This is a genomic window from Flavobacterium ginsenosidimutans, from assembly GCF_037478105.1.
In the GTDB taxonomy this organism is placed as follows: domain Bacteria; phylum Bacteroidota; class Bacteroidia; order Flavobacteriales; family Flavobacteriaceae; genus Flavobacterium; species Flavobacterium ginsenosidimutans.
Genome location: NZ_CP147988.1, coordinates 2,090,610 through 2,105,334, shown reverse-complemented (window position 1 = coordinate 2,105,334; position 14,725 = coordinate 2,090,610). Strand labels below are relative to the sequence as shown.

Here is a 14,725-nt window from a genome sequence, read left to right as displayed (position 1 = left end):
TGAATTTCAACTTCATTTAATTCGTGGCTAAAACAACAAAAAAATGACTTTCAAACACATATTCAAAGCAGAAGCAAATTGGACTTCCAAACAAAACCTAGCAGATTCTTCTAAAAGATTCTATAGCAAAAGCCATCAGGTTAAAATTGAAGGAAAACCGATTTTAAATGTTTCAGCAGCAAAAGCATTCAAAGGCGATCCGTCATTATATAATCCCGAAGATTTATTGCTAAGCAGTTTAGTTTCCTGCCACATGATGTCGTATTTATATGTCTGCTCTCAAAACGGAATAGAAGTTTTGGAATATTCAGACAACGCAGAAGCAACATTAGAAGTAAATCCAGATGGAAGCGGACGTTTTACAGAAGTTCGATTAAATCCAAAAATTACAATTGTAAACTCTGATAAAGTAGAATTAGCTTTAGAACTGCATCAAAAAGCAAATCAGTTGTGTTTTATTGCTAATTCCTGCAATTTTCCTGTTTTGCATGAGGCAAGTTGCGAAGTGATATAAAAAGAAAAAACCTCTTCCGTTAAGAAGAGGTTTTTCGTACCCGGAGCCGGAGTCGAACCGGCACGGTTTCCCACAGGTGTTTGAGACCAGCGCGTCTACCAATTCCGCCATCCGGGCGTAGCAGACGAAAAAATAAATGATAAATCAGTTATTTTAACGCAATAGAATGAAGTCATAAATGATGTCATTCCTTTAACACGGTGCAAATGTAAAAAATAAAATTAAAAATTCTAATAAAAATACTTAAATATTTGCTTTCAGTGTTCAATAAATTTTATAAATTTGCAGCTCGTTAAAACGAAGCACACACAACTAACTACATCCGAGACATTTATACGCTTTCTGCTTTATTCAAAAGATAATGCAAGATTTTTTAAAAGTAACGGAATAAAACAACAAATTACAATGTCGCACCTAGAACCAGAAGCTAAAATTTTTGCTTGTTCACAAAGTGTTTATCTTGCAGAAAAAATTGCAAAAGACTACGGGATTCCGTTAGGAAAAGTAACGATGTCAACGTATAGTGATGGTGAATTTCAGCCATCTTACGAAGAATCAATAAGAGGATTACGAGTATTTATCGTATGTTCAACTTTTCCAAGTGCAGATAATCTGATGGAATTGTTGTTAATGATTGATGCAGCAAAACGTGCATCGGCAAGACATATTACAGCTGTTATGCCTTATTTTGGTTGGGCAAGACAAGATAGAAAAGACAAACCAAGAGTTCCAATTGGAGCTAAGTTAGTAGCAAACCTATTAACTGCTGCAGGAGCAACAAGAATCATGACTATGGATTTGCACGCAGACCAAATTCAAGGATTCTTTGAAAAACCAGTAGATCATTTATTTGCATCTACGATCTTCTTACCATACGTAGAAAGTTTAAATTTAGAAAATCTGACAATTGCATCTCCAGATATGGGAGGTTCAAAAAGAGCATACGCTTACTCTAAGTTTTTAGAATCAGATGTAGTAATCTGTTACAAACAAAGAAAAGCAGCCAACGTTATCGACACTATGGAACTAATTGGTGAAGTAAAAGGACGTAACGTAATCTTAGTAGACGATATGATCGATACAGGAGGAACTTTAGCGAAAGCGGCAGACCTAATGATCGAAAAAGGAGCGCTAAGTGTAAGAGCAATTTGTACACACGCTATTTTATCTGGCGGTGCGTATGAGAAAATTGAAAACTCAAAACTAACAGAATTAATCGTAACAGATTCAATTCCGTTAAAGAGAGAATCAAAAAAGATAAAAGTGGTAAGCTGTGCACCTTTATTTGCAGAGGTTATGCAGATGGTTCACCACAACAATTCCATCAGTGGAAAATTTATAATGTAAAAGCAGTAAGCTGTAGGCATTAGGCCGTAAGTTTATTTACTTTGCATAAAAAGCCTAAAGCCTATGGCCTAAAGCTTACAGCAAAATAGAATATTTATTATTAATAACTATATTTTTTTTACAATGAAATCGATTACAATTAAAGGATCAGAAAGAGAAAGCGTGGGCAAAGTGTCAACTAAAGCCTTACGTAATGCTGGAGCGGTTCCTTGCGTGTTATACGGAGGAAATCAAGCAGTACACTTCTCAGCAGACGCTGCAGCGTTCAAAAACTTGGTTTACACTCCAAATGCACACACAGTTGTGATTGAGCTTGGAAAAGGAAAATCATTCAATGCAATTTTGCAAGATATCCAAGTTCACCCAGTAACTGACAAAATTTTACACATTGACTTCTTCCAATTATTTGATGATAAAGAAATCACAATGGAAGTTCCTGTGAAAATCGTTGGTACATCTAAAGGTGTTCTTGCGGGAGGTGTTTTACGTTTAAACCAACGTAAATTAAAAGTTAAAGCTTTACCAGCAAATCTTCCTGATTTCGTTGAAGCTGATATCACTCCACTTGAAATGGGTAACAAATTATATGTTACTAAAGTTGGAAAACCAGAGTACAAAATTATGCACCCAGACAACACAGTTGTTTGTCAAGTGAGAATCTCTCGTGCTGCTATGAAAGCTGCTCAAGAGGCTGCAAAAGCTGCAAAAGCTCCTGCAAAAGGAAAGAAAAAATAATTTTTTTCACTCAATACAAAAAGCCTCAATCTTACGATTGGGGCTTTTTTTTTGCTTGTAAGTTTCTATCCCGAAGCCTCGGGACTGAGATGCTAAGTTTTTTACCATCAAAGAGCCTCAATTTCGCTCAGCCTAACAAAATTAAGCGTGTCAGGCTGAGCGGAGTCGAAGCCCTTTTTTTACGGTTATTTTTTTAGAAGCAGAAACTTTCCTTTTCATAAGATGTGACATTCCTGCCATCCGCTGTATCTTTTCCTGGCTAAAGAAGCCAGAAAAAGGATGCCGCTTTTGTCAGGGCTAATAAGAAAATATCTTTTTCATAAGATTCTAAGTTGCTAAGATTCTGAGATGTTAAGTTTTTTCATCGTTGTCAGGCTGAGCGAAGTCGAAGCCCACTCAAAGTATGGAATTTAGATTATCGAACTTCTTGCGTTCCTTTGACTCCGCTCAGGATGACAAGAAAATCTGTGAGAGACATTTTCTTTGTGTTCTTTGCCCATCTCGATTGAAACTATTTCTTAGCGCCCTTTGCGTAAACCCCTTGCGCCCTTTGCGGTTAAAATTATCCAGTAAACAATTCTCTAATTTTCACATTTTCAAATTATCCAATTGCCACATTCTCTAATTAATCTTACTTTTGCAAACATGATAAAATGGATAGCAAAACTGTTTTCATCAACACCAAAAGAAGAGAACACAGAAGACAATATGAAACCGGAGGTTCACGAACACCAAAAAAACAATATAAAAAGCGTGAGTAAAAAATATTTAATCGTCGGATTAGGAAATATCGGAGCAGAATACGTAAATACCAGACACAATATAGGCTTTAAAGTATTAGATTTTTTAGCCAAAAAAGAAGGACTTTTGTTCGAAACTGTAAAATTAGGTTCAATGGCTGAATATAAATTTAAAGGAAGAACCTTTTTTCTTTTAAAGCCAAACACTTACATGAATTTAAGCGGTAAGGCGGTAAAGTATTGGATGGATAAGGAAAATATACCTTTAGAGAATATTTTGGTCATTACAGACGATTTAAATCTGTCATTCGGAACCATTAGAATCAAACCAAAAGGAAGTGATGGAGGTCACAACGGACTTAAAAACATCAATTTGGTTTTGAATACACAAAACTATACGCGTTATAGATTTGGTATCAGCGATCAATTCAAAAAAGGGCAGCAGGTAGATTATGTTTTAGGAGAATGGAATGCCGATGAAGAAGCAAAACTTCAAGAGCGTTTAGAGGTTTCTGCAGAAATTATTAGAACTTTTGGAACTGCCGGTTTAGAAAATACAATGACGACATTTAATGGAAAATAAAGATTTTCAGGTGTTTATGTTGTAAAAATGTAAATTATCAGTTAATTAAATTCAATTATAACGAAATAGTATTTTCAATTCCAAAGTTAAATGTCTAAATTTGGAATAAATTATTATAAACCATAAAAATCATTATACCATGGCTTTTGAATTACCACAATTACCTTATGCATACGATGCATTAGAACCACATATTGATGCACGTACAATGGAAATTCACCATACTAAGCATCACAATGCATATACTACAAATCTTAATGCAGCAATTGCAGGAACAGATTTAGAAGGAAAAACAATCGAGAATATCTTAATCAATTTAGATAAATCAAACGCAGCAGTTCGTAACAATGGTGGAGGTTTTTACAACCACAATTTATTCTGGACTGTAATGTCTCCAAACGGAGGAGGATTGCCAACAGGTGATTTATTAGCTGCAATTGAGGCTTCTTTCGGAACTTTCGAAGAATTTAAAGCAAAATTTGCTAAAGCTGGAGCTACACAATTTGGTTCAGGATGGGCTTGGTTAGTTGTTCAAAAAGGTGGAAAATTAGAAGTTGTAGGAACTCCAAATCAAGACAATCCATTAATGCCAGAAGTTGCTGGTCACGGTGGAACTCCAATCTTAGGAATGGACGTTTGGGAGCACGCTTACTACTTAAACTACCAAAACAGAAGACCAGATTATATTGAAGCTTTCTTCAGTGTAATTAACTGGACAGAAGTTGCTAGAAGATTTGCTTTAGATAAATAATCTTTTAAGAAATATTAAAAACCCGATTTAAGCTTTTGCATTAAATCGGGTTTTTTTGTTTTACCATTTTCCGAAGAAACTATTTATATCAAAATAATATTTGATTTCTTCACCTTTATCATTAACTGTGTTTAGAAGATCATAATGTTTTTTTCCTTCACTTATTAAAGCTTGACCTTTTACTTTACAACTTGGGCAAAGCTGTTTCACTATTTGATATTCTTCGGCGATACTTTTTACTTTTATCGCTGTTTTTATAGAACCGCCTTCTCTTTTAGGATCTTCATTTGTAGAAGAAGATTTGCTTTCAGAAATTGGGATATTTTCGCTATTGTTTTGATTTTCAATAGAAGTACTTGCAACTGTTTTAGGTTTGGCACCAGAACAATTGAAAAGGAATAAACTGAATAGGATAAAGAAAGAAATTTTAGCAAATTGTTTCATAAGATTGTTTTTTAGTTGAAACAATTATATGATTTTTTTTCAATAAAAAAGGTGGAATCTCTTCCACCTTTTTTGCCCCAAATCTACCATAAACTTAACCTACTAATGTTATGGTTCAGTAAAGGTATTACAGATATTTATTTAAAGAAAAAATTTCAGATGAAAGGTAAGTATATCCGATTAAAGGCTTATAATCGTTGTTTTAGAAAATATTTGAGTTTATTTCAATAAAAAAGGTGGAATCTCTTCCACCTTTTTTGCCCCAAATCTACCATAAACTTAACCTACTAATGTTATGGTTCAGTAAAGGTATTACAGATATTTATTTAAAGAAAAAAATTCAGATGAAAGGTAAGTATATCCGATTAAAGGCTTATAGTTCATTGCTTTAGAGAATTATCTTGCATTTATTTCCTTTGTTCAATTCTCTGAAAAGAAGAAAATAAAAAAGGTGGAATCTCTTCCACCTTTTTTGCCCCAAATCTACCATAAATTTACCTACTAATGTTATGGAGCAGTAAATGTATAATAGATATTTATTTAAAGAAAAAATTTCAGATGAAAGGTAAGTATATCCGATTAAGAGAAATATAATCGCTTGTTTTAGAAATGTTTGGGAATATTCTTAAATAAAAAAGGTGGAATTGCTTCCACCCTTTTTGCCCCAAATCTACCATAAACTTAACCTACTAATGTTATGGTATCTCAAAAGTATCATTGCTTTTCAATTTCACCAAAGAAATAGGATGAACGGCAAAAAAAACCGATGAAATGCACAATTTAACCTTTTGTTAGTATTTTATTAATACGCTCTGGCGTCTTTTCCTTCGTAAAAATTCATAAAAGCACGATTTACAACTCGATTTCCACCTGGAGTAGGATAGTCTCCTGTAAAGTACCAGTCACCTAAATTTTTAGGACAAGCTTTGTGTAAATCATCTACCGTTTGGAATATGATTTTTACTTCGGCATTAATTTCTGGAGAGCTTAACATTTCTGCGATTTTATCTGAGATTTCTTCGTCAGTAAATTGATCATATATTGCTGTAACATAATTGATCACATCTTTATCTTCGAAATTTTCTTGTGCTTTACATTTTGCATATACTTCATCTACAATATGGTAAAGGTTTCTTTCTTTTAATAAAGCAAGTGCTGCTCTAAATGCAACTAAGCCTTCTAATTTTGCCATATCAATTCCGTAACAATCTGGGTAACGAATTTGTGGTGCCGATGAAACGATTACGATGCGTTTTGGTTTCAAACGATCCATCATTTTAATGATACTCATTTTCAATGTAGTACCACGAACAATACTGTCGTCAATAATTACCAAGTTGTCTTCTGGTTTAATTACACCGTAAGTAACATCGTAAACGTGAGCTACCAAATCATCACGGCTGCTGTCTTCTGTAATAAAGGTTCTAAGTTTAGCATCTTTAATTGCCACTTTCTCTGTACGTATTTTTACAGCTAAAAGTTCCTGAAGCGTTTCAGCAGTTAATGTATTTCGGTTTTCTAAAATATAATTGTTTTTTCTCTGATTTAAGAAATCTTGCGCAGCTTCGACTAAACCATAAAATGAAGTTTCAGCAGTATTAGGAATATAAGAGAAAACAGTATTGTCTGTATCGCTGTCAATTGCTTTAAGAACGGCAGGTAAAATTAATTTTCCTAAATCTTTACGTTCTTGGTAAATTTCAGCATCACTTCCTCTTGAGAAATAAATTCTTTCGAACGAACATGCTTTTTTGATTGTTGGTTCCAAGATTTGTTTCATCGAAACATTTCCGTTCTTTTTGATAATCAAAGCATTTCCTGGATCAATTTCTTGAACACTTTCAAAAGGAACATTAAATACAGTCTGGATAACTGGTCTTTCAGAAGCTACAACTACTACTTCATCATCTTGGTAGAAGTAAGCTGGACGAATTCCTGCTGGATCTCTAAAAACAAATGCATCACCATGGCCTAATAAACCTGCCATAGCATAACCTCCATCTAAGTTTTTAGCCGAACGACCTAATATTTTAGCAATGTCCAAACGTTCTGCAATTACAGGAGAAGCTTCTCTTTTAGAATAACCTTCAGCTTTACAGTCTTGGTACAATTGCATTACTTCTTTGTCTAAGAAATGACCAATTTTTTCCATTACAGTAACGGTATCTGCCATTTCTTTTGGGTGCTGACCCAATTCAACAAGATTTTCGAAAAGTTCTTTAACATTCGTCATGTTGAAGTTTCCAGCTAAAATCAAGTTACGATGCATCCAGTTACTTTGACGTAAAAATGGGTGAACGCTTTCGATGCTGTTTTTTCCAAAAGTTCCGTAACGAACATGACCTAAAAACAATTCACCTACGTAAGGAATGTTTGCTTTTAATTCTTTCATGTTGTCTCCCAATTCAGGATGCGCTTTTAGCTCTTCGCTAACACGCTCGTTGATTTGTTTGAAAACATCTTGAATTGGTTGTGCATGATTAGAACGAACTCTGCTGATGTAGCGCTGTCCAGGTTCAACATCCAATTTAATGCTTGCAAAACCAGCACCGTCTTGTCCGCGGTTATGCTGTTTTTCCATCATTAAATACATTTTCTGGATTCCGTAGAATGCAGTTCCGTATTTTTCTTTATAATATTCAAGCGGTTTTAGTAGTCTAACTAAGGCTATACCACATTCGTGTTTTAAAGCGTCGCTCATTGTTTTTTGTTATTTGTGTGTTGTTGTAAGTTGTGTATTAACGTAATAAAAAAGCCCCGTTTTATCGAGGCTCTTAGGCATTATATTTCTATGTCAAACTGAGTTAACGATTTAAATTGCTGTAATCGAATCGCTACTTCGGCTTTACTTAATGTTTCCATCCTTTCAGTTCCAAATTTCTCTACGCAGAACGAAGCTAAATTTGAACCGTAAATAATTGCATTCTTCATATTGCCAAATGAAATGTTTTCGCTTTGCGCAATAAATCCAGAGAAACCACCTGCGAAAGTGTCTCCAGCTCCAGTTGGATCAAAAACATCTTCTAATGGTAAAGCTGGTGCAAAGAATACTTCTCTATTGTGGAATAAAAGTGCTCCGTGTTCTCCTTTTTTGATAACCACATATTTTGGTCCCAACTCTTGGATTTTAGCAGCAGCTTTTACTAATGAATATTCACCTGATAATTGTCTTGCTTCTTCGTCATTGATTGTAATAACATCAACACGTTTAATAACGTCTAATAATTCAGGAAGAGCGCAGTCCATCCAAAAGTTCATAGTATCTAAAACTACTAATTTTGGTTTTTTCTCCATTTGATCTAAAACACTGCTTTGTACTAATGGGTGTAAGTTTCCTAACATTACAACATCAGCATCTTTGAAGTTTTGAGGAACTTTTGGCTGAAAATCAGCTAAAACGTTCAATTCAGTAACTAAAGTATCTCTAGAATTTAGGTCGTTGTGGTATAAACCGCTCCAGAAAAAGGTTTTTCCGCCTTTTACAATTTCGATACCCGAGATATCAATATTTTTTGAAGTCAATAAATCTAAATGTTCTTGAGGAAAATCGTCGCCAACTACAGAAACAATGGCTGATTGCAAGTTAAAAAATGACGCTGATAATCCGATGTAGGTTGCAGCACCACCTAATATTTTATCTGTTTTTCCGAAAGGAGTTTCAATCGCGTCGAAAGCAACTGTTCCAACAATCAATAGTTTATTCATTTTATGAATTTCGAATTAGGGTGCAAAGATACTCTATAAGTTACAATCTTGCAACGGTTTAGGTTCTCAAAATTTTCTTAAAAAAATGAGAACGATTTCGTAGTAAAACTATTGTAAATGAATGGGTTAAAATTGATTTTTTAGCGAGAATAAAATATGTTTTTTAGATTTAAGTTGCAAGTTTTTTGAAAATAATTGCGAATAAATTACAACTGATTCTTCTACCTTAGTTTTTAAATGAAGAAGATTTTCTTTTTCCGATTAAAACACGAAAAATTCTTTGCGTACGATTCCTTAATTTATTTTGATATTTTTAATCCAATTGATTGCATCTTTCATAGGTTCTTCAGAGTCGGAAAATGCTGTGTTATGACCCAAGTTTGGAAACAATTTGTATCCGTAATGTTTTCCTTTAGATTTTAATTTATCAAGATATTCAATTGATAATTTCGCAGGAACTTGAATGTCTTTGCCTCCAAAAATCCAAAATCCTGGAATTGATAATTTAGAAAGAACATCATTCGGATTTGTATCGATGAATTCATATTTGTCTGGATCATTGAATACATGTTTTCTCGCTTCTTCTTCAGAATGCGTATCCCAAAAAGTTTTATCTCCATTTGTATAAAACTGGAATCTCAATTGTTCTTTAACCGTTATAAGAGCTCCGCTAAATATTGTCATAAATTTAACTTTCTTATTTTTCTCTGCAGCCAATGGAATTATCCATCCAGCTTGACTACCGCCAATTAAACCGATTGGTATTTTATTATTTGATAAAGATTTAGATAAAGTGTTTACAGCAGCACTTGCATCGAAAGACAAAAGATTTAGATTTGAAAAATCAACATTATTAGTTCCGACTTCAGGTCCGGCATATACACCACCTGATTCTCCAACTCCACGTTTATCATACGTTAAAACTGCAATTCCATTATTGGCTAGAGTTGTAGCAAAGTCTATCATTCTTTTTTCTTGTCCAGATCCATGAACAATTACAACGGCAGCCTGAATGTTGTTTGGTATAAAAACAGTTCCAGCGAGTGAAATTCCTTCACTAACAAATTTTATTTCCTTAGTGGTAAAGTTTGATGGAATTGCTGATGCATAATTAGTAACAAATAACAACAGCATTAAAATAGAATGTATATGTGTTTTTTTTGCTCTTAGAACGTGTTTAAAAATTGCCGTTTTATTTTTCATTTCTAAGTCTATAGTTGATACTTCTTGTCAAAATAATTCTTCAAAATTCCAACCTGAACCAAAATCATAATTGGAACAATCAAAATGGCATACAAGATATTTTTAGAAAAATGAATTCCTGAAAACGCTGTTAAAATTCTATCAGAATATAATTTTCCGACTTCGTCAATTTTGAAATCAGTTTCTGAAACTGAAAATAGAGAAACATAAATAACTAATGCCGCTACAGCCAATCCGATCGAAATCCAGATTGGTTTCGAAATTAAAGGCTTATATGCTTTCAATTTTTTCTCTTCTAAAATTTGAACATTTGCCATAATTTTTGAAGTGAAATCTAATGATGGTGACTGCAGTTTTTCTTCAGCCATCATTTTCTCAATAAGTTGTTCTATATTTTTATCGCTCTCTTTCATAACATTCTATTATTTCTGGTTCTAACTGCTGTCTCAAAATTACGGCTAATTTCTGTCGGCTCCTAAATAATTTTACTTTCGCATTATTGGCCGAAATATTCATGATTTTTCCGATTTCCTCCAAATTCTGATCATCAAAATAAAATAAGGTTAAAAGGAAGTTTTCATCACTTGGTAATAAATTTAAACATTTTTGAATGGTTTGCTTTCGTTCTTTTTCTTCTAAAGCGCTCAAAGCATTGTCCATGGTTTTGATTAAATGAGACGAAAAATCATCAATAGAAATGTTTAAATCGTCTTTTTTGTTTTTCTTTAAACGATCCAGACAAGTATTATAAGCAATTTTATAAATCCAAGTCGAAAATTTAGATTCTCCTTTAAATTTTGTCAGCGAATTATAAATCTTTATAAAAGTGTCTTGTGCAACTTCTTCAGCTTCTTCACGGTTCTTAACCATTTTTAGAGCCAAAGTAAAGATCATATCTTTATAGCGATCCACAAGAACGGCAAACGCATTTGTCTCGCCCTGCAGAATTTTATCGATATAATGTTGATCATTTAACGTACTCATATTATATAGGACGACAGTTTGTTTGTTTAGGTTACAAGAAAATTGAAAAATAAATTCCAAACTTTTTAAATTCCAATCTTTAATATAATAAAGTATAGAGTTGAACTTTGTCAAAGTTTTAAACTTTGACAAAGTTGCAGGGATGAATTAATTTCGAATCAAAATTAACTGATTATCAGTTAGTTTTAGAGTTTGGGATTTAAAATTTGAAAATTTTCATTAAAACTTGTAACCTCAATTTAAAAACCCTCGTCATATGGGATATATCAATCAATTAAAAACGTAAATTATCATGGACGACAAAATTTTAATCCCAATTAGCTTTTTCTTAATGATCTTCGGAATTGTTTACCTTATTTATTCAACAAGAAACAGAGAGCGCCTAGCTCTTATAGAAAAAGGTGTAGATGCAAGTATTTTTATTCAAGGAAAAGGAAATGGAGTTCCGGCTTGGAAAATCTTTGTGGTAAATCTAGCATTCTTATTAATAGGTAGCGGTGTTGGAATTTTTCTTGCGCTGTTAATTACGACTTACACATCTCTTAATGATGGAGCGGTTTATCCTTCAATTATTTTCATCATGGCAGGAATCGGGCTTTTGACTGGATTTAAAACAGCAAAAGATTTAGATAAAGAATAAATTAAGAAATTAAGTTAGTACAAAAAACGCATCAAGTAATTGATGCGTTTTTTTATTCTTTAGATCCGATGGTTTCGTAATAAACATCGACAGAAAGTTTCGGCTGCATAGATGCCATAACAGCCAATTGATCGCAGCGTTCGTTTTGCGGGTGGTTGTTATGACCCTTTATCCATTTAAAATCGACTTGATGTTTTCGGTAAGCAATTAAAAAACGTTTCCATAAATCTGGGTTTTTTCTGCCGGCAAATTTCTTTTTTTCCCAGCCCAAAACCCATTTCTTTTCAACGGAATCAACAACATATTTAGAATCTGAAATAACGAGAACCTTCATGTTTTCTTTTTTTAGTTTTTCCAAACCAACAATTACAGCTAAAAGTTCCATTCTGTTATTTGTCGTCAAGCGAAAGCCTTCGTAGAATTCTTTTTTGTGTGGAGTTCCAACCAATTCCATTACCACGCCGTAACCGCCATTTCCGGGATTTCCTTTTGCCGCGCCATCTGTATATATATGTACTTCGTGATTCATTTATTTTAGATTGTAGATTTTAGATTGCAGATTTACTGCTTATCTAAAATTGGAATTTGGAATTTAAATTTTGGAATTTTCCTCAAGGATTCTATGAATAATTTCTGGGAAATGTTTTTGTTCCAGTTCATGAATTTTCTCAGCAACCGTTTCTGGTGTGTCTTCTTCTGTTAAGGCAACATTTGCTTGGAAAATAATTCCGCCTTCATCATAATGTTCGTTAACGTAATGAATCGAGATTCCTGTTTCTTTTTCCTTATTATTCACAATAGCCCTATGAATATGCATTCCGTACATTCCTTTGCCACCATAATTAGGCAAAAGCGCAGGATGGATATTGATTATTTTATTTGGATAAAGTTCGATTATGTTTTCTGGGAATTTCAACAAAAAGCCAGCCAAAACTATCAAATCCGGGTCGATTTCTTGCACTTTTTGCAGTACTTTTCTTTCTAAAAGTTCGGTTTTTGAGAAGATTTCGACGGGAATTTGATGATTTTTTGCTCTTTCAATCACTTTTGCCGAAGCATTATTTGTAAAGACCGAAACAACCTTTGCAATTTCAGTTTTTTCAAAATATTTTATAATGTTTTCGGCGTTAGTACCTGATCCTGAAGCAAAAACAATAATTTTTTTCATAATGAAATTATTTTTTAGACTGCAAAAAACGGAATAAAAATCGAAAATAAATAGCTTTAAAAGACCTTTCTTGAAATTAATTTTATAAATTAGTGTCACATTTATAAACTAAATAGTTGTTTTAAAATAAAGTTTTTTATTTTTGCCAACAAATTAAATTCTAAAATTAAAGATTATGTCAGACATTGCATCAAGAGTAAAAGCGATTATCGTAGACAAATTAGGTGTTGACGAAAACGAAGTTGTAACAGAAGCAAGCTTCACTAATGATTTAGGAGCTGACTCATTAGACACTGTTGAGCTTATTATGGAATTCGAAAAAGAATTTGATATTCAAATTCCAGACGATCAAGCAGAAAACATTGCTACTGTTGGTCAAGCTATTTCTTATATCGAGGAAGCTAAAAAATAATAATACCACACCCGATTTTTAAAAATCCCAATTTTAAAAATTCCAAACTCCAAGATTTTGGAATTTGTTTTTTTGGAAATTTGAAAATTTTTAAAAGTCGGGTGTTATTATTTTTTTGAAATTTAAATTTCGATTGATTTTCAATCAATAAAGATATATTTATATTGTAATTCCCATGGCTCTTAAGTAACAATAAGTTAAGAAAGCGTGGGTTTTATTTGTTTAAAGTACAAAACACATATTTATGGCATTAAGGCGAGTTGTTGTAACAGGATTAGGTGCACTTACTCCTATTGGAAACAATATTCAGGAATATTGGAATGCACTTGTGAATGGGGTTAGCGGAGCCGCTCCGATCACATATTATGATACCGAAAAGCACAAAACGAAATTTGCCTGCGAAGTAAAAAACTTCAATATTGAAGATTACATGGATCGCAAGGAATCTCGTAGATTAGATAAATTTGCACAATATGCAGTTGCTGCCAGTGATGAAGCTATTAAAGATGCTGGAATTACAAATGATAACGTAAACAAACAAAGAGTTGGTGTTATCTGGGGAGCAGGAATTGGAGGTTTAGAGACTTTCCAAGAAGAAGTATTGTATTATGCAAAAGGAGATGGAACTCCAAAGTTCAATCCTTTCTTTATCCCTAAAATGATTGCTGATATCGCTCCTGCGCATATTTCTATGCGTAATGGCTATATGGGACCAAATTATACTACGGTTTCTGCTTGTGCATCTTCTGCAAATGCATTAATCGATGCTTTCAACTACATTCGTTTAGGAATGTGCGATGTTATTGTTTCTGGTGGTTCTGAAGCTGCTGTAACAATTGCTGGTATGGGAGGATTTAGTTCAATGCACGCATTATCTACAAGAAACGAAAGCCCAGAAACAGCTTCAAGACCTTTCGACGCGACTAGAGATGGTTTCGTTTTAGGAGAAGGAGCAGGAGCTTTAGTTCTTGAAGATTACGAGCATGCAAAAGCTAGAGGAGCAAAAATCTATTGTGAAGTTGGTGGCGGAGGTATGTCTTCTGATGCTTATCACTTAACTGCACCACATCCAGAAGGAATTGGGGTTATTGCAGTAATGGAAAATACATTGAGAGATGCAGGAATGACGCCTGATCAAGTTGATCATATCAATACTCACGGAACTTCTACTCCATTAGGAGACGTTGCTGAGTTAAAAGCGATTAGCAAAGTTTTTGGTGAACATGCTAAAAACATCAACATCAACTCAACAAAATCAATGACAGGACACTTATTGGGTGCGGCTGGAGCTATTGAAGCAATTGCTTCGATCTTGGCAATGCAACACGGAATTGTTCCTCCAACGATTAACCATACAGTTGTTGACGAAAATATTGATCCATCTTTGAACCTTACTTTAAACAAACCTCAAAAAAGAGAGGTAAATGTTGCAATGAGTAATACATTTGGTTTTGGTGGACACAATGCTTGTGTATTGTTTAAAAAACTAGCTGATTAAT

Annotated in this window: 16 protein-coding genes and 1 tRNA gene; 8 read left to right on the top strand and 9 right to left on the bottom strand. The window is 33.6% G+C overall.

Translation table 11 applies throughout. The features are described from left to right. The first annotated feature begins 43 nt into the window (after positions 1-43). Positions 44-514, top strand: coding sequence for an OsmC family protein (locus tag V6624_RS09345; protein WP_338841618.1), 471 nt, complete (start codon positions 44-46; stop codon positions 512-514). Positions 515-551: 37 nt separating this feature from the next. Here the strand turns inward: V6624_RS09345 and V6624_RS09340 are convergent. Next, positions 552-631: transfer RNA gene (locus V6624_RS09340), tRNA-Leu, on the bottom strand. Positions 632-919: 288 nt separating this feature from the next. Between V6624_RS09340 and V6624_RS09335 the strand changes: the two genes are divergently transcribed. The 4 genes from V6624_RS09335 to V6624_RS09320 all read left to right on the top strand — a co-directional run bounded on the left by V6624_RS09335 (position 920) and on the right by V6624_RS09320 (position 4,670). Beyond that, on the top strand, positions 920-1,861 hold the full coding sequence (locus V6624_RS09335) for a ribose-phosphate pyrophosphokinase (RefSeq protein WP_008465976.1): 942 nt from the start codon (positions 920-922) through the stop codon (positions 1,859-1,861). Between the two features lie 123 nt (positions 1,862-1,984). Beyond that, positions 1,985-2,596: a 50S ribosomal protein L25/general stress protein Ctc gene (locus V6624_RS09330; RefSeq protein ID WP_026727205.1), complete on the top strand. Its 612-nt coding sequence runs from the start codon at positions 1,985-1,987 to the stop codon at positions 2,594-2,596. A 645-nt stretch (positions 2,597-3,241) separates the two neighbouring features. Next, positions 3,242-3,919, top strand: a complete 678-nt coding sequence (gene pth / locus V6624_RS09325; RefSeq protein ID WP_111286432.1) for an aminoacyl-tRNA hydrolase — start codon at positions 3,242-3,244, stop codon at positions 3,917-3,919. A 139-nt stretch (positions 3,920-4,058) separates the two neighbouring features. Further along, positions 4,059-4,670: a superoxide dismutase gene (locus V6624_RS09320; protein WP_111286430.1), complete on the top strand. Its 612-nt coding sequence runs from the start codon at positions 4,059-4,061 to the stop codon at positions 4,668-4,670. Positions 4,671-4,730: 60 nt separating this feature from the next. Here the strand turns inward: V6624_RS09320 and V6624_RS09315 are convergent, their stop codons facing one another. The 6 genes from V6624_RS09315 to V6624_RS09290 all read right to left on the bottom strand — a co-directional run bounded on the left by V6624_RS09315 (position 4,731) and on the right by V6624_RS09290 (position 11,006). Next, positions 4,731-5,114: a hypothetical protein gene (locus V6624_RS09315; RefSeq protein WP_338841616.1), complete on the bottom strand. Its 384-nt coding sequence runs from the start codon at positions 5,112-5,114 to the stop codon at positions 4,731-4,733. Between the two features lie 802 nt (positions 5,115-5,916). Then, positions 5,917-7,815, bottom strand: a complete 1,899-nt coding sequence (locus V6624_RS09310; protein ID WP_111286426.1) for an amidophosphoribosyltransferase — start codon at positions 7,813-7,815, stop codon at positions 5,917-5,919. Positions 7,816-7,895: 80 nt separating this feature from the next. Continuing rightward, positions 7,896-8,819 (bottom strand): PfkB family carbohydrate kinase, encoded by a 924-nt coding sequence (locus V6624_RS09305; protein WP_111286424.1) that lies wholly within the window; start codon positions 8,817-8,819, stop codon positions 7,896-7,898. Between the two features lie 294 nt (positions 8,820-9,113). Then, positions 9,114-10,022 carry an alpha/beta hydrolase family protein gene (locus V6624_RS09300; protein ID WP_338841615.1) on the bottom strand — a complete coding sequence of 303 codons (909 nt, stop codon included), beginning with the start codon at positions 10,020-10,022 and terminating at the stop codon, positions 9,114-9,116. Positions 10,023-10,030: 8 nt separating this feature from the next. Next, on the bottom strand, positions 10,031-10,435 hold the full coding sequence (locus V6624_RS09295) for a hypothetical protein (protein ID WP_338841614.1): 405 nt from the start codon (positions 10,433-10,435) through the stop codon (positions 10,031-10,033). After that, positions 10,419-11,006, bottom strand: a complete 588-nt coding sequence (locus V6624_RS09290) for an RNA polymerase sigma factor (RefSeq protein ID WP_338841613.1) — start codon at positions 11,004-11,006, stop codon at positions 10,419-10,421. Before V6624_RS09290 ends, V6624_RS09295 begins: the two co-directional genes overlap by 17 nt. Before the next feature lie 292 nt (positions 11,007-11,298). On the opposite strand from V6624_RS09290, the gene V6624_RS09285 reads away from it, so the two are divergent. Continuing rightward, positions 11,299-11,646: a DUF6249 domain-containing protein gene (locus tag V6624_RS09285; protein ID WP_095930687.1), complete on the top strand. Its 348-nt coding sequence runs from the start codon at positions 11,299-11,301 to the stop codon at positions 11,644-11,646. Positions 11,647-11,698: 52 nt separating this feature from the next. Here V6624_RS09285 and rnhA read toward each other — a convergent pair whose 3' ends face one another. Both rnhA and purN read right to left on the bottom strand, forming a co-directional pair. After that, positions 11,699-12,175, bottom strand: coding sequence for a ribonuclease HI (gene rnhA, locus V6624_RS09280; protein ID WP_338841612.1), 477 nt, complete (start codon positions 12,173-12,175; stop codon positions 11,699-11,701). A 63-nt stretch (positions 12,176-12,238) separates the two neighbouring features. Beyond that, a complete protein-coding gene (gene purN, locus V6624_RS09275) occupies positions 12,239-12,814 on the bottom strand; it encodes a phosphoribosylglycinamide formyltransferase (RefSeq protein WP_338841611.1) in 576 nt (191 codons plus the stop codon). Positions 12,815-12,989: 175 nt separating this feature from the next. Here purN and V6624_RS09270 point away from each other — a divergent pair, with 175 nt between their 5' ends. Together V6624_RS09270 and fabF are read left to right on the top strand one after the other, a co-directional pair. Continuing rightward, positions 12,990-13,226: an acyl carrier protein gene (locus V6624_RS09270; protein WP_007137004.1), complete on the top strand. Its 237-nt coding sequence runs from the start codon at positions 12,990-12,992 to the stop codon at positions 13,224-13,226. A gap of 244 nt (positions 13,227-13,470) precedes the next feature. Next, a complete protein-coding gene (fabF, locus tag V6624_RS09265) occupies positions 13,471-14,724 on the top strand; it encodes a beta-ketoacyl-ACP synthase II (RefSeq protein WP_111286412.1) in 1,254 nt (417 codons plus the stop codon). The last annotated feature ends 1 nt before the right edge of the window (position 14,725 follow it).

Coding starts and splice junctions, on each gene's coding strand:
- V6624_RS09345 (WP_338841618.1), top strand. CDS start 44: ATGACTTTCAAACACATATTCAAAGCAGAAGCAAATTGGACTTCCAAA.
- V6624_RS09335 (WP_008465976.1), top strand. CDS start 920: ATGTCGCACCTAGAACCAGAAGCTAAAATTTTTGCTTGTTCACAAAGT.
- V6624_RS09330 (WP_026727205.1), top strand. CDS start 1,985: ATGAAATCGATTACAATTAAAGGATCAGAAAGAGAAAGCGTGGGCAAA.
- pth (WP_111286432.1), top strand. CDS start 3,242: ATGATAAAATGGATAGCAAAACTGTTTTCATCAACACCAAAAGAAGAG.
- V6624_RS09320 (WP_111286430.1), top strand. CDS start 4,059: ATGGCTTTTGAATTACCACAATTACCTTATGCATACGATGCATTAGAA.
- V6624_RS09315 (WP_338841616.1), bottom strand. CDS start 5,114: ATGAAACAATTTGCTAAAATTTCTTTCTTTATCCTATTCAGTTTATTC.
- V6624_RS09310 (WP_111286426.1), bottom strand. CDS start 7,815: ATGAGCGACGCTTTAAAACACGAATGTGGTATAGCCTTAGTTAGACTA.
- V6624_RS09305 (WP_111286424.1), bottom strand. CDS start 8,819: ATGAATAAACTATTGATTGTTGGAACAGTTGCTTTCGACGCGATTGAA.
- V6624_RS09300 (WP_338841615.1), bottom strand. CDS start 10,022: ATGAAAAATAAAACGGCAATTTTTAAACACGTTCTAAGAGCAAAAAAA.
- V6624_RS09295 (WP_338841614.1), bottom strand. CDS start 10,435: ATGAAAGAGAGCGATAAAAATATAGAACAACTTATTGAGAAAATGATG.
- V6624_RS09290 (WP_338841613.1), bottom strand. CDS start 11,006: ATGAGTACGTTAAATGATCAACATTATATCGATAAAATTCTGCAGGGC.
- V6624_RS09285 (WP_095930687.1), top strand. CDS start 11,299: ATGGACGACAAAATTTTAATCCCAATTAGCTTTTTCTTAATGATCTTC.
- rnhA (WP_338841612.1), bottom strand. CDS start 12,175: ATGAATCACGAAGTACATATATATACAGATGGCGCGGCAAAAGGAAAT.
- purN (WP_338841611.1), bottom strand. CDS start 12,814: ATGAAAAAAATTATTGTTTTTGCTTCAGGATCAGGTACTAACGCCGAA.
- V6624_RS09270 (WP_007137004.1), top strand. CDS start 12,990: ATGTCAGACATTGCATCAAGAGTAAAAGCGATTATCGTAGACAAATTA.
- fabF (WP_111286412.1), top strand. CDS start 13,471: ATGGCATTAAGGCGAGTTGTTGTAACAGGATTAGGTGCACTTACTCCT.